11 protein-coding genes are annotated in these 13,984 nt (G+C 49.9%); 3 read left to right on the plus strand and 8 right to left on the minus strand.

What is annotated here, in order from left to right:
* Window positions 1-143: 143 nt before the first annotated feature.
* From ACO0LN_RS22055 to ACO0LN_RS22070, 4 genes are all read right to left on the minus strand, one after another.
* A complete protein-coding gene (locus ACO0LN_RS22055; RefSeq protein ID WP_422977504.1) occupies window positions 144-1,235 on the minus strand; it encodes a hypothetical protein in 1,092 nt (363 codons plus the stop codon).
* 158 nt (window positions 1,236-1,393) lie between these two features.
* A complete protein-coding gene (locus ACO0LN_RS22060) occupies window positions 1,394-2,488 on the minus strand; it encodes a hypothetical protein (RefSeq protein WP_422977506.1) in 1,095 nt (364 codons plus the stop codon).
* A gap of 80 nt (window positions 2,489-2,568) precedes the next feature.
* Window positions 2,569-3,396, minus strand: coding sequence for a sugar phosphate isomerase/epimerase family protein (locus ACO0LN_RS22065; RefSeq protein WP_422977508.1), 828 nt, complete (start codon window positions 3,394-3,396; stop codon window positions 2,569-2,571).
* A gap of 7 nt (window positions 3,397-3,403) precedes the next feature.
* The gene (locus ACO0LN_RS22070; protein WP_422977510.1) at window positions 3,404-4,243 is read right to left on the minus strand and encodes a phytanoyl-CoA dioxygenase family protein; all 840 of its coding nucleotides are present in this window, start codon (window positions 4,241-4,243) and stop codon (window positions 3,404-3,406) included.
* Window positions 4,244-4,397: 154 nt separating this feature from the next.
* Here ACO0LN_RS22070 and ACO0LN_RS22075 point away from each other — a divergent pair, with 154 nt between their 5' ends.
* The gene (locus ACO0LN_RS22075; RefSeq protein WP_422977512.1) at window positions 4,398-5,327 is read left to right on the plus strand and encodes a LysR family transcriptional regulator; all 930 of its coding nucleotides are present in this window, start codon (window positions 4,398-4,400) and stop codon (window positions 5,325-5,327) included.
* Between the two features lie 134 nt (window positions 5,328-5,461).
* Window positions 5,462-6,001 (plus strand): M50 family metallopeptidase, encoded by a 540-nt coding sequence (locus ACO0LN_RS22080; RefSeq protein WP_422977514.1) that lies wholly within the window; start codon window positions 5,462-5,464, stop codon window positions 5,999-6,001.
* 12 nt (window positions 6,002-6,013) lie between these two features.
* Here the strand turns inward: ACO0LN_RS22080 and ACO0LN_RS22085 are convergent, their stop codons facing one another.
* Entirely contained in the window at window positions 6,014-7,450 is a 1,437-nt protein-coding gene (locus ACO0LN_RS22085; protein WP_422977516.1) for a PLP-dependent aminotransferase family protein, read from the minus strand.
* Between the two features lie 88 nt (window positions 7,451-7,538).
* Between ACO0LN_RS22085 and ACO0LN_RS22090 the strand changes: the two genes are divergently transcribed.
* Window positions 7,539-8,792: a benzoate/H(+) symporter BenE family transporter gene (locus ACO0LN_RS22090; RefSeq protein WP_422977518.1), complete on the plus strand. Its 1,254-nt coding sequence runs from the start codon at window positions 7,539-7,541 to the stop codon at window positions 8,790-8,792.
* A 12-nt stretch (window positions 8,793-8,804) separates the two neighbouring features.
* Here ACO0LN_RS22090 and ACO0LN_RS22095 read toward each other — a convergent pair whose 3' ends face one another.
* The 3 genes from ACO0LN_RS22095 to ACO0LN_RS22105 form a co-directional block, all read right to left on the minus strand.
* Window positions 8,805-11,072, minus strand: coding sequence for a CHASE2 domain-containing protein (locus ACO0LN_RS22095; RefSeq protein WP_422977520.1), 2,268 nt, complete (start codon window positions 11,070-11,072; stop codon window positions 8,805-8,807).
* Window positions 11,073-11,173: 101 nt separating this feature from the next.
* A complete protein-coding gene (locus tag ACO0LN_RS22100; RefSeq protein WP_422977522.1) occupies window positions 11,174-12,814 on the minus strand; it encodes a GAF and HD-GYP domain-containing protein in 1,641 nt (546 codons plus the stop codon).
* A 107-nt stretch (window positions 12,815-12,921) separates the two neighbouring features.
* Window positions 12,922-13,686 (minus strand): 3',5'-cyclic-nucleotide phosphodiesterase, encoded by a 765-nt coding sequence (locus tag ACO0LN_RS22105; RefSeq protein ID WP_422977524.1) that lies wholly within the window; start codon window positions 13,684-13,686, stop codon window positions 12,922-12,924.
* Window positions 13,687-13,984 lie beyond the last annotated feature (298 nt).

A 13,984-nucleotide genomic window follows, 5' to 3' on the forward strand; every position in this document is an offset into this window, starting at 1 on the left:
ATCGCAAACATGAACCTGCGAACCGCGTTTCTGCTGATGTCATGATCGCGCAAGCAGGCAAAGCTATCTTTAAATTGTTGCTACCACCGGGCGAGTTCCGGTTTGCTTTTGAAGATTAAATCATCTAAGGAACGCAACCAGCATCAAGATTTCCTAAAGTGACCGATTGCCTGATTCCACTCTCCAAGATCAAGCTGATACAGACCAAACAGACCTTGACGAACTTTTACAGTCAGGACTTCATCAATATTTTTGCTGCACCAGTAGTTCTTGGCATGATAAGGATATTCAATCACGGGAAGCTTCTTGTCTTCAGGCAGCAAATTGAGGCAGCTTGCATCACGGTGATACCTGGCCTCGATTAAAGAGCCGCCAGCCAGCTGATTAATCCGAATACCCCCTACATAGCTGGCAACACCAAACACCATCCCACTTAATATCGCCAGGCCTATGATGTTAAAAAGCGGTATTAATTGACGTTTGCTTGCCTTGAACATTAAACCTGCCAGCATGGCTGCGGCAATCAGTCCAGAAACAATATGCGGCAACAAATATGTGAAGTTAAAGAAGGCATATTCTTCATGCTGCAACATGCGGTCCACGACACTGTAGGCGATTAAAATTGCTATGCCTGCCAATACCAATTTTGTTGCAGGGTGCTTTGTCAAGTCGAAATCAGAGTCCTCAAACTGACTATTCTTTGGATACTTCTCGAAAACACTCAGATCACGAAGGATTCTTAATAAATCAGGTTCAGAATTGTTCTCATTCAAGCCGCTATTTGTATTTTGCAATTGCCACTCTTGAGCTTTGATATTCAAGGGAAGCTGGCCAGACTTCGGGCGGAACTGGATAATTTTGAGGCGCTCGACAAGAGTTGCATCTTTGAGCTCAGTCCAGGGGATATCTCTTTCAAGAAAACGCAGGATAGTCCACCTACTATCCGGCAAGAGTTTCAAGCGCACACCCAGGTCATCCACCTGCAGGTTGGCAGAGCGATAGAATTTTCCGGTTACACTTTCGAAGGCTATTAAACCGATAATGAGGAGTACAGAAGCCGGAGGAAGAGAAATATTCTTCAATACATCGATGAGCGTTGCTGGCTTCAACAAGCCCACATACATCAAGTAAAAAATTCCCGTAAAAGGAAGCAGAAGTAGCATGAGCAGATGCACTATCCAGGTCTGCTGCTTTCGCTTCCATGTTAAAACATGGTTTATGGGTACAATTTGCATACTGTCCTTCATTGAGGCTCACATTCATACAAGGCCTGACTTACGGCACGCCCAATTGCCAGGTGGCAGCGGGAGCAGTTAAGCATTGCCCCATTTAATGCCAGCACCACAAGGGTTCATGTCTGGCAGTCATTGAGGTGTAATAAACCTCAAGGTTTCTATTGATCCTGCTTGTTCTGCTTGTATGCGCGAATTGCCTCAGTCTGCTCCCTCAGATCGAACTGGTAGGAACCGAACAAGCCTTTGCGAACCTTGACGGTCTGCACTTCAGCCAGATCCCTGCTACACCAATAATCCTTGGTCATATGGGTATACTCAACGGGTGGGAGACTTTTATCTTCTGGCAGTAATTTCAGGCAATTTGCATCGCGATGGTATCTGGATTCGAGCAAGGGGCCACCAAAAAGCTGATTAAGGCGAACACCTCCTACATAACTGGCAACACCAAATATCATCCCAACCATCATTACCATGGCTGCGATGATACCAGGAGGGATATCGTCACGCCTCTGTATCTTGAACAGCAAGATAGCCAGAATGGCTGCGGCAGACGAGCCTGCAATTTCATGTGGCCCGGGCCTGAAAAACGCATAAGCTTCATGTTGCAACATCACGTCCAGTAAACTGTATAACACTAGGAAGCCCATTAGCATGAGCAATTTTTTGGTGACTGGGTGCTTCATCAAATCAAAGTTAGCCACGTCAAGAGTACTGTCCTTGGAAAAAGATTCGAAAACTTCCAGCTCACGAAAAAGCCTTATTAAATCAGGCTCAGCGCTTCTGGTTTGAAACCTGACACCAGACTTTTCCAACTGCCACTCTTTAACTCTGATACTCATTAGCTGTGCTGAAGGTTTTGGACGCAGATGAATGAGTTCAAAACTCGACAGATAAGTGACACTCTTCAGATCAGTCCAAAGTATTTTTCTTTCGAGGAATTTAAGCATTGCCGAACCATTGCCAGGCGATTGCTCCAAGCGCACTCCAGAATTATCAACAATTAATCTGGCCGAGCGAAAAAACTTTTGAATCGCAAAATGCAAGGCAATGCCTGGCGGAAAAGCAGCCAAAGGAATAAGTGATAGCAGGGGTATTTTTTTGAAATCCCCAAGCTTTACCAAGTCCCAATATTTGAGCCAAAAAAGTCCTGCGAACACGCCCAAGGACAACGTAGCCAGCAGCAACAATAGTATCAAGGAATATTGATTCTTCTTCCAGGTGAAGACATAAGTTTCTGACACAGTTTTCATCATATTCTTGAGCCGGATGCGGTATGCACAATTAGTATCAGGCACGCATGATGTCACAGATAGATACTTGCCACAACTTCAATTCATTTTTGATATCGCGAACGCAATAACTGCATCATCGCCACATTCAATTCCCAGGCATCTGATACGACCTGATTTGTGTAAGGCAGGCTTTGCGTGTAAGGTGATGGTCCAAACTCTGGTGTCAATGTGATCTGCTGTTTACCTGACGCACACTGTTGGCTGATGATGGCGTCCCACCAGGACAGATGCTGTTGCAAGGCCGCAGCATGTTCAGGTGCGCGGAAGTCATTGACTTGTGGTCCCTGGCTATGGCCGACGCGGGCATGGATGTGGCGCACATGCGGGAATACTTTTTCCAGTATATGCGCCTGGTCTTCGAGCAGGGATTCACAGGCACAACACCAGTGTGAGAGGTCTGCATTGAGTTGCAATTTTGGGCGCTGCTCCAAATAGGGTAAGAGCAACATGGGATGGCCACTGAAGCGGCTGCGATGGATTTCGTGGACGATGGCGATACCGGTTTCGGCAGCTATCTCGTCAGCCAGATTCAGCAATTCAGTGTTTTGCGCCTGGGTGTAAAAGTCCTTGCCGGTATGGGTGTTCACGAATAAGGGTTTTGCGTCGCAGGCATTGCGTAGCAAGTCATTCAGCGCTTGCTTGTGCGCGGCAAAATCGCTGTGAAAAACAGTTTCCCATTGCTGGGCGATCAGCTGCAGACCTGCGTCAGCAATCGCTGCCGTCCACGCATCACGCTCTGCCCCGTCCATCGACAAAGACATTTCTATGCCATCAAACCCGGCTTCCAGCACCTTGCCAATGAAAACTTCACGGCTCAGATGAGCACTGCCCCAGTGCGGGGCGAAAATCAATACTTCAGAATTCATCATGTGCTACTCAAACAAAACCACGGACGGGGAAACTGGCGTCGCGCTGTATCCAGTTTTGTGGTGAATAATTGGTCGTTCCATCAGTCACATGCAGGGTGTAGGCATGGCGTGAAACTACCGAGCGATTCGGTGCGCTGTAATGTGGCAACAGGCCATGGAAGCACACCAGACTACCCGCCTTGACTTCCAGTGGAATAGCTGTGCTGTCATCTGGCCAGGGCAAGCTGTCGAGCTTTTCTACCCGCACCTGATCGCCTTCACGCACGAAACGTTCGCGCATGGGCGTGCGATGACCACCCGGTTCTGCCCACATACAGCCATTTTCCAGTGTTGCATCTTCGAGTGCGAACCAGAAGGTAGTGACACTGACAGGATCAGTTTCAAAATAAGTTGCGTCCTGGTGCCAGCGCACTTCACCACCTATGCCAGGTTGCTTGAAGATATACATGGACTGGTAAATCTGTGGCTGCTGCAAGCCCAGTTGCTCTGCTACTTTCGCCAGTGCAGTGCCACGGGAAAATGCACTGAAGACCGGGTCAAGATCATGAATGGCATGACCGATCTTGTTGATGGACAGGGACTTGGCCTGGCGCAGATTGCCTTGTTCATCAAAGGCTTCTTCTTCAAAAAAACAACTGATGTTATTGGCCGAATTCAGGAAGTAATGATCTACCTTCTTCTCTTGCTCCTTGGTCGTGAAGATGGATTTGGAGGATGCCGGATCAAATTCATCAACGATTTTGGCTGCACGCTCACGCAAGGCAGCGATTTCATCGGCATTCTTGAAATTGGGGACGATGACGTAGCCGTCTTGCTGAAATTGCTGGATTTGTTGTGCGTTGAGCATGCTGACTCCTGGCTGTGAATGCGGGGGAAGCAAAAGACAATCACCTATCTTGACACTTTTGCTTGATCTGCATCAAGTGTAGCGAATTTCATTTGTTGCGCACAATACCCACAATGATTGACAGATTGTATTCAATCTATAGACAATGGCTTTCATGGACCAACTAAAAGCAATGGAAATCTTCGTCGAAGTGGCAAGGCAGCGCAGTTTTAGCGCAGCCGGACGCCACCTGGGCATCAGCCGTGCCATGGTCAGCAAGCACATCATGCAACTTGAAGCTGAACTTGGCGCACGGCTGCTGCACAGATCGACCCGAGAAGTCAGCCTGACCGAGCTTGGTCAGGCCTACCTGGAGCCTTGTAGCGCCAGCGTGGAGCAGGCGCGGCAGGCGCGGCTGGTGGTCAGTCAGGCGGGCAATGAGCTGGCCGGAGGCATACGCATACAGGCGCCAAATAGCTTTGGCAGCGATTGGCTGGCCGATGCACTGGCTCGCTTTACTCTGCTCCACCCCATGCTGCAGCCGACTTTGCATGTCGATGACAAACTGCTGGACCCGTTCAAGCATGGCTTTGACCTCAGCATACGGGTCGGTGGTATACCCGACAGCCCCGGCTTGCATGCGCGCAAGCTGGCGCCCTGTCGCGGCCTGCTATGTGCCAGCCCTGAATATCTGGCAAAGAATGGCATGCCAGCACATCCGACAGAATTGAACCAGCATCGCTGCCTGCATTTCAGCCACCTTACTCAGGGCAATACCTGGCATTTTGAGCGCAATGGCGAAACCCTGGCAGTGGATATCACACCCGGCTTTGCCTCCAACAATGGCAAGGTCTTGCACCAGGCCGCCCTGCGCGGGCTGGGGATAGTCTATGACACGACTTTTCTTGCATGGCGTGATTTGATCGAAGGCACTCTGGTCACAGTTTTGCCAGACTGGAACTTGCCCTTGAATGACTTCACCGCACTTTACCCAGCTACCCGCAAGGTCAGCCCCAAGGTGCGGGCGCTGATTGATTTTCTGGTGGAAGAGTATCAGCCTGTGCCGGAATGGGATAAGGCCTTGCTCGCTGCCGGGCTCTTGTAAAATAGAGTATTGATCAATACAGACAAGCCATATATATGGATTCAGGTTATTGGAAGCTCGCGCACTGGAAAAAAATACCAGTTTACGCACATTGGACTATCCTGCTTTGGTTTCCCTGGGTTTTGATACAGGGAATGAAGCTGGTCTGGCTACTCCCTGGCTTCCTGGCATTCGTCACTATCCTGCTCTTTCATGAATTTGGTCATGCGATTGCTGCAAGATATACAGGCACCAAAGTTTACGCCATCAAACTATTCCTGATGCATGGTGAATGCTCGCATGAGACGCCTTATTATGAATCAGAGGATATTTTAATTGCCTGGGGCGGCGTGCTTGGGCAGTTGTTGCTCCTTATATTGGCTGTTGTAGCGCAATATCTGCTGTTCTATTTCTCGCCCATGTGGATGTTTCAATTGTCTCCGGTGTTCGATGTCCTGACTAAAACAAATCTGATCATCATCGCCTTCAATTTAATCCCGGTGAAGCCTTTGGACGGTGTGGTTGCGTGGCGCATCATCCCTTTTGTTTTACTGAAAATCCGCACGAGAAAAGCGGGCATCTTGTCCAGATTTGCCAAACGTCAGCAACCATCTGAAAATAAAACTGAAAAGCAAACAGAAGAGCAAAATGCAGACAAGATAGCCAAAGATTTATTTGACCGGCTTAAAAAATAAGCCCTATTTCATCTACATTTCTGAAACCAGCCTGCCCAGGGTTTTAATACCCTGTTCCATCTCTCGCCCCCATGGCCGACCTATATTCATGCGCAGATAATTGGCGTATTTGCCTGAACCAGAAAACAGGCTGCCGGGCGTAAACGCTATACCCTTTGCTACTGCCTGACGCAGCAAAGCCAAACTATCTACATGCTCAGGCAATTCCAGCCATAACCACCAGCCTCCAGCAGGACTGATGACTTGTGTACCCAAGGGAAAATAACGCGCTATGGCTGCAGTCGCCAGCGGGATATTGGCAGCCAGACGCTCGCGCAACTTACGCAAGTGGGATGGCAAGGCACCCGATTGTATAAACTCAGCCAGTACCGCCTGCTCAAACAAAGGTGTGATCAGGGATGCGCTCAGCTTCAATGAATTGATCCTGGCCTGATAACGTCCGCCTGCTATCCAGCCTATACGAAATGCCGGGGCCAGGCTTTTGCTGCAAGAGCCGCAATAGATGACCCTGCCCTGCTTGTCCCAGGCCTTGATGGCTTGCGGCCTTTCCTGTTGATGCGAAAGGTCGCCGAAGACATCATCTTCTATCAAGGCCAGGTCATATTGTTCAACCAGGCGTAACAGGCGCTTCTTGTTTTTATCCGGCATGGCGCAACCGAGGGGATTCTGGAAATTCGGCATGGCGACGATGGCACGTACCGTACCCTGATGTTCGAGCGCATATTCAAGCGCTTCCATGCTGATGCCCTGGCCTGGCACGCAAGGAATTTCTATGGCCTTGATGCCGAGGTTTTCCAGCATTTGCAACAAGCCAAAATAGACTGGCGATTCAACGATAACGGCATCACCTGGCTGGGCAACTGCGCGCAGTGCCACGCTCAGGGCTTCTGTGCTGCCATTGGTGATGAGCAAATCACTGGACTGCAAATCCATGCCTGCATTTTTTAACCAGTGTATGAGGCTGGTTTTCAAGGCTGGCAAACCCGTACCGCCGGGATAAACACCGATCACCATGGGGTCTTGCCGCAGCAGGCGCTGGGCGATTTTGGCCAGGGCTTCGCAGGGATACCATTCTGGCGCAGCACTGGCCAGATGCAGGCCCAGATGCAGGGGTTGTGCCGTCAGCGAATACAATTCCGTCATTCTGTGCTGCAAGGACATCAGTTTGTCGTACTCAACTGCCGGTGCCGCCTGGCTGTTTTTTTTCTGCGCCACGGTACTTGTCGTTTGCCTAGATTTCCAGTCAGCGACATAGATGCCAGACTTGTTGCGCGCCTCGACCAGGCCCTGGCTTTCAAGGTAACGGTAACAGCGTATCGCGGTAGAAACACTGACATGCTGCGTCTCTGCAATCAGGCGCACAGATGGCAGGCGCTCACCTACCTGATAGCGGCTGGCCCGGATGTCTGCACCAATGGCGTCTGCCAGTTGCCTGTAACTGTGCTGCATAACAGATACCCTGAATATGAATCTGTATAGCATAAGACAGACTGATACTGTAAGTAAACGCTGGCCTGCACTGAACTAGACTAGATGTATGAATACACCACACTCTCCCCCTCTCCTTACCCCGGCAAATGCCATCAAGCCGGGTTTTGCCGCTACGGCGGCAGATTTTTTTCCTGCGGTACTGGCTGGCCTGATCGCCGTCCTGATCTCTTATGCTGGCCCCATGCTGTTGATATTACAGGCAGCACAAAGCGCAAAACTGACAACAGCGCAAACCAGTTCATGGATATGGGCTATCTCGATAGGATCTGGTCTGGTAGGAGTATGGATGAGCTGGCGGCACAAGATACCTGTGATCTGTGCCTGGAATACTCCGGGTGCAGCCTTGTTGGTGACGGGCCTGGCGACGGTGCCTTATCACCAGGCCATAGGTGCCTACCTGGTTGCGGCGGCGGCGATATGGCTGATAGGCATTACCGGCATCTTTGAAAAACTCATGGCAAAAATACCCAAAAGCCTGTGTGCAGCCATGCTGGCGGGTATCCTGTTCCGCTTTGGGGTTGATGTATTTGCAAATGCCCGTAGTGAGGTTGGTGGCGCGCCCTGGCTGGTGACAGCCATGTTCGCGGCTTACCTGATATTCAAACGCCGTAGCGCACGCTATGCCATCGTCCTGACCTTGCTCAGCGGTGTCGTGCTCTGGAGTGTCCTGGGCTGGGGTGATTCCAATCAGGGTCAGTCTATTGCTGTACAACTGGGTTTGACGATGCCCGTGTGGACTGCGCCTGAATTTTCTTTGAGCGCCATCATCAGCCTTGGCTTGCCATTGGCACTGCTATGCCTGACTGGCCAGCAAGTACCGGGCGTAGCTGTCATGCGCGCTGCAGGTTACGAACAGGCACCGACCAGCAAGCTGGTCAGCGCCACCGGTTTTGTCAGTATCTTGCTGGCACCTTTTGGCTCACATGGCGTGAACCTAGCGGCGATCACTGCAGCAATTTGCACAGGGCCAGAAGCACACCAGCAGCCAGAAAAACGCTGGGTGGCCGGTGTTGCCTGTGGTGGCTTTTATTTATTGATAGGCAGTTTTGCCGGTTCCCTGACTGCCCTGTTCCTGCATTTGCCTCATGCACTGGTGACCACGGTGGCCGGTCTGGCACTGCTGGGGGCAATACAAAATGGTCTGGTGAATGCGATGCAGGAAACAACAGAACGTGAAGCTGCGCTGATCACCTTTATTATTACTGCATCGAATATCAGTTTGCTGGGTCTGGGTTCTGCCTGCTGGGGCATCGTTCTTGGAGTCATCAGTTACTACCTGTTGCGGGTAAAAGCCAAATAACCGTTGCCATTTTTATTCACTGAACTTGCTGACAAAGGTCGCTACCCCGTCCCAGTCGGCAGGCAATGGGTTCTGCCGGTAGTGGGCGATACGCTCCAGAAAGACCTGGGCTGCCAGGTCTTCTGCACGGACTTCCAGATATGAGCGGAAAGATTTTTCGGCAACATCCCACTGCTGCGCGCGAAAATCATCGAGTGCCTGATGCCATAGTTCCAGCAAGGCAGACTGAACATCGTCTATATCCGTTGCGATGGCAACCGGTTCAAAAATCGAGATGGGCCTGGTCTTGCCTTTGACCCTGACCCTGTCCAGCTCACGATAGGCAAATTCTGCCGCCGCATTTTTTGTCGCTTCACCAACCACGACACCGACACCATATACCTTGGTAATACCTTCCAGGCGTGAAGACAGGTTCACTGCATCGCCCATGACAGTATAGGCGAGCCTGATCTTGGAACCCATGTCACCTACGCGCACTTCACCTGTGTTCAAGCCCACTCCTATCTTCAAGGCAGGCCAGCCACGTTTGACAAAGTCTGCACTCAGGCCTTGCGCGATGGATTGCATTTTTAGCGCACTGGCAACGGCCAGCCTTGCATGGTCTTCGAGACGCACCGGTGCGCCCCAGAAAGCCATGACGCAGTCACCTATGTATTTATCGAGCGTGCCGCGATTACCGCGTATTTCTTCTGACATCGCGGTCAGGTAGATATTGATATATTCTCGCAAATCCGCGGCACTCAGGCTTTCGGAAATAGTTGTGAAACCGCGCACATCAGAGAACATCACAGTCAGCTCACGAATTTCACCTTCCATGGTGTAGCTGTCAGGTTCTTCTGCCATGACGGCAACCAGTTCCGGCGCTACATATTCACCGAAACGCCTGACCACGCCGCGCAATTTTCTGGATTCGACCAGATAGCCCCAGGTGATATTGAACACGAACAGCGCAGCGATCAATAACAGCACTGTTGCCAGTGGCTGGACGAGGTTGAAGGACTGATACATCCAGTAGTTGAAGGCAATCACCAGTATTAGCATTGCCGTGGTGCAGAGCACGGCTGCCAGCGCCTTGAAACGCGACAGTGCAAAAGTGAGCAATAAACCGATCAGGCATACCTGTATGACTTCAAAGCCACGCGTGCTGTCAGAGCGCTGCTTTACATCACCATCCAGTATCGAGGCAATCACATTGGCATGCATTTCCACGCCTGGGTAATCCAGTCCAAGCGGCGCGGTGCGCAAGTCCTTGAGCCCCGCTGCTGTCGTGCCTATCAAGATGATTTTCTCTTTAAGCTTATCAACAGCCAGGCGTTTTTTGAGCACATCCGAGGCTGACACATAGGCAAACCCGCCACCATTTGGCCCACCCTTGCTTTTATAGTGGATCAGTGCAGTTAGCAATGGCTCTACAGGGATGCGCTTGTTGGGTGTGGAGTTAAGTTTGATCGCTTCTATCGAACCATAATTATTCAAAAAACTTTGAGAATTGATGCCATCAGCTTGCAAAAACACTGGTTTGACTTTGCTGGCATTCAGCGCGATACGTGCTGTTGCCAATGACAGTGCTTCATAGTAGCCAGCACCATGTTTTGCCAGCAATGGAATACCCCGTATCACCCCATCAGCATCCGGTGAAGGATTAAAAAACCCACCCGCAATCGCTGCTTTTTGCAGCTCCGGCAAATTGGCGGTGTACTTGGTGTAGATGGCAGACTCAAAACTGCGCTCGCCGAGATCGGCATCGACAAAGGCGGGCGTTGGCAGCAAGCCTTTTGAACTGTCGTTCGGAGTATTTGAAAACACATAACCCAAAACCACAGGGCGCCCAGCCAAGGTTCTGGCCAGTTTGTCGTCAAAATCGAGTTCTTTTCTGAGTGCGGGCATTTGCGCTACAAAGCCAGCATTTTCCTTTAACTCTTTTTGCGCCAGACCTTCCAGTACCTGTATGCCGGTGCTGCTGTCCGGTTCTGAAAATACGATATCCAGCCCCACTGCCTTGACATGGTAATCGTCGGTCAGCCTTTCTATCAGATCAGCGACGACTCCCCTGTTCCAGGGCCATTGTCCTACCTCCTGCAAACTTTTTTCATCGATATTGACGATGACAATGTCGGGGTTGAACGTGGTAGGTTCCCACCTCATGCGCAGGTCATAGATAAAGTAATCGACTTTTTCTATGAGGGTGGTCGGCAAATTACCATTTGCCTGCAAGGCAGCCATGACGATCAGCAGCAAGCAGATGCCCCAGCGTGTCAGTTTGTTGATGTGCTTCTGCAAGCTTTCCTCCACAAACTCAGTTTAAGGTAGTGCTTATGCTGGAAAATCTTCCTGCTACCCGATGTCTTTCAACATAAGCAACAGGAAGTCTGATATGACACTCAAGTACGGTAACCAGGTACCTTGCTCAAATCAACATCATCAATCTGACTCTTGTCCATGAAGCGTTCAGCATAAGTCAGATAAACTTTTTTCTTGACGAAGATATTGAACAAGTCCGGGTCAATATGGCCATTCAGGGCAAAGCTGCCAAGGATGTGCAGTGACTCGGTCAGAGTCTTGCCATCTTTGTAGGGTCGGTCTTTGGCGGTCAGTGCTTCAAAGATATCAGCTATTGCCATGATCTTGGCCTGCACTGACATTTGTTCACCACGCAAGCCGCGTGGATAACCTTTGCCATCCATACGTTCATGGTGGCCACCGGCATATTCAGGCACGTTCTGCAAATGCTTGGGCCAGGGCAAGGCTTCCAGCATCTTGATGGTGGTAGAAATATGGTTATTGATAATGGCGCGCTCTTGCGCATTCAGGGTGCCTGCGCGCACGGACAGGTTTTCAACTTCATCCGCATTCAGGAAGGCTTGCGGTGCACCGTTAGCATCGACAAATTGCCATGCTGCGATATCGGTCACACGCTGCAAGTCTTCGGGGCTGGTTCTCTCTGAGCCTATATTCAGTTTGCGTAAAAAATTCCTGGCGTCATCGATTTTAGCCAGCTCCGTCTGCAAACCTTGCTCCAGCTCAGCGATCAGGTTTTCATTATTGACGCTGGCCTGGTACAGGGCACATTTACTTTTCAACACCTTGATTTCTGCATCGCGCTTCAAGACTTCAAAACGGGTATCGAGCAAGTGTATGCGGTCAAATATGGTTTCCAGCTTCGTGGATTTTTCTACTACATGCACAGGGGTGGAAATCTTGCCGCAGTCATGCAGAATGCCGGCCATCCACAATTCCTTGCGGTCTTTATCCGTCATGGAAAAATGTGCCAGCGGCCCTTCGCGGGTTTCATGCACGGCATTTGCCAGCAACATCGTCAATTCCGGGACATGCTGGCAATGCCTGCCTGTGTGAGGAGATTTTTCATCAATACCGATATTGATGAGGTGAACCAGCGAAACGAACAGGTTTTCCAGTTGCGAGATCAGTTGCTGGTTAGTCAGCGCAATCGCCGCCTGTGATGCCAGTGCTTCGATAAAGCGCTGATCGGTTTCGGTAAAGGAACAGAGTTCCCCGGTTTCCGGGTCTTTGGCATTAATGAGCTGCAAAACACCGATCAACTCCCCTTCATGATCGTGCATGGGTACGGTCAACAGGGATTTGGTCTTGTAATTGAATTGCTGGTCAAAATTACGGGTACCAGAAAAATTGAACACGCCTACGGTATACACATCCTGGATATTCACCGAGATTTTATAGTTGGCGGCATAGGCTGCCACGGCATTCAAATTCCGGTTGCCATTTGCATCAATCAGGGGAATGTCGGGTATATCTACCGTATGCCCTTTTACTCCACCCTGATACATGTTAAGGGTGTCATTGAGGGAAATATTGAAGCACAGACTTTGCTTGTCTTTACTGGTGCGGTATAAGGTACCACCATCGGCGTAGGTAATGCTTTTCGCCGAGCGTAGTATGTTTTCCAGCAACAATGGCGTGTCGTGATTATTGCTCAGCTCCAGGCTTAATTCCGTCAGTTTTTCCAGGCGTTGTGCAATTTCGCTACTGCTTAGTGCAGTCATAATCACTTTCTCCAGATCGTATCCAAATTCTTGCTAAGCTTGTGCGCTCATACTGATGCTTCATTATTTCCGCCCTATGAACAATGCATGAAGCCAGCGTCTATATTTCAAAAACTGAAATGGTCAGTAATTTTTAACGCTTTAAAATTCCTGTCCTTATTTTGCTCCAGTTCTGCCATGATTTGTGCTTCTTGCCCCGGTTTCAGGTGATAGATATAAAACACGACACCCGCAGGTACAACTGAGATGTCTTTGGCCAGAGCAGCGGGACAAAAATGCTTGGAAAGCAGGGCTAGCTCAGCTTCTGCATCAGGAAAAGAACAATCGACAATGACCATATCCAGGCCAGCCTGTCCGCCCAGGTTTGTCCACAGAGCAGGCGTACTGGCCATATCCCCGGTAAACAAAAACCCTTTTCCGGCGGCACGCACCCAGTACGCAACCGAACCGGGAACATGGTCTACTGCATGTGAAGTAATCGTACGTTCTCCCAGCATCAAAGTTGTGCCGGGCTGCATTTCCTGATATTGCATGGACGGATTATCCACATTTGGCAAAGTGCTGAAATCTGGCCAGATACTCCAGTTGAAGATATGGGTTTTCAGGGCATGCAAGACCTCAGGCGTGGCATGCACGGTGACAGGCTTGCTCCTTTTGCCAAACACGGCGTCCATCAGCAGTGCCAGGCCAGCCACATGATCGAGATGACTATGGCTGATAAACACATGATCTATCGCTATCAGTTGTTCTATGCTGAGCCGCGACAAACCAGTGCCTGCATCCAGCAAGACGTCATCGTCTATCAATAAGCTGGTGGTGTAGGGTTCATTGTCGCCTATTCCACCTGCACAGCCGAGAATTTGTAAGTTCATAAAGACAAAAAATAGTGTGCCCCTGTCCAACCAGGGCTTTGTTATCCGAGACCGGCATTACCTGCCTATCGGCCTCCAGGCAAGCTTAACACTTTCTTTGAAGACAAGAATACCGTCTGCATCATTCCTCCCCTGAAGATAGGCTAATTTGTCGCTTTACGCTATAAAGAGTTGACTTTGTGGTCAGACATTCGACTTCCGTGATACATTTTTGTAAAAATTGACTTAAGAGAATAATAATTTGCAGTATCTTGCAATGCGCATCATATTAAAGCTGATAATTAGCTTCTGGCTTTAC

The organism is Undibacterium sp. TC9W (assembly GCF_049339865.1).
Lineage (GTDB): Bacteria > Pseudomonadota > Gammaproteobacteria > Burkholderiales > Burkholderiaceae_D > Undibacterium.

Coding starts and splice junctions, on each gene's coding strand:
- ACO0LN_RS22055 (WP_422977504.1), bottom strand. CDS start 1,235: ATGCAAATTGTACCCATAAACCATGTTTTAACATGGAAGCGAAAGCAG.
- ACO0LN_RS22075 (WP_422977512.1), top strand. CDS start 4,398: ATGGACCAACTAAAAGCAATGGAAATCTTCGTCGAAGTGGCAAGGCAG.
- ACO0LN_RS22080 (WP_422977514.1), top strand. CDS start 5,462: ATGAAGCTGGTCTGGCTACTCCCTGGCTTCCTGGCATTCGTCACTATC.
- ACO0LN_RS22070 (WP_422977510.1), bottom strand. CDS start 4,243: ATGCTCAACGCACAACAAATCCAGCAATTTCAGCAAGACGGCTACGTC.
- ACO0LN_RS22085 (WP_422977516.1), bottom strand. CDS start 7,450: ATGCAGCACAGTTACAGGCAACTGGCAGACGCCATTGGTGCAGACATC.
- ACO0LN_RS22060 (WP_422977506.1), bottom strand. CDS start 2,488: ATGATGAAAACTGTGTCAGAAACTTATGTCTTCACCTGGAAGAAGAAT.
- ACO0LN_RS22090 (WP_422977518.1), top strand. CDS start 7,539: ATGAATACACCACACTCTCCCCCTCTCCTTACCCCGGCAAATGCCATC.
- ACO0LN_RS22105 (WP_422977524.1), bottom strand. CDS start 13,686: ATGAACTTACAAATTCTCGGCTGTGCAGGTGGAATAGGCGACAATGAA.
- ACO0LN_RS22100 (WP_422977522.1), bottom strand. CDS start 12,814: ATGACTGCACTAAGCAGTAGCGAAATTGCACAACGCCTGGAAAAACTG.
- ACO0LN_RS22065 (WP_422977508.1), bottom strand. CDS start 3,396: ATGATGAATTCTGAAGTATTGATTTTCGCCCCGCACTGGGGCAGTGCT.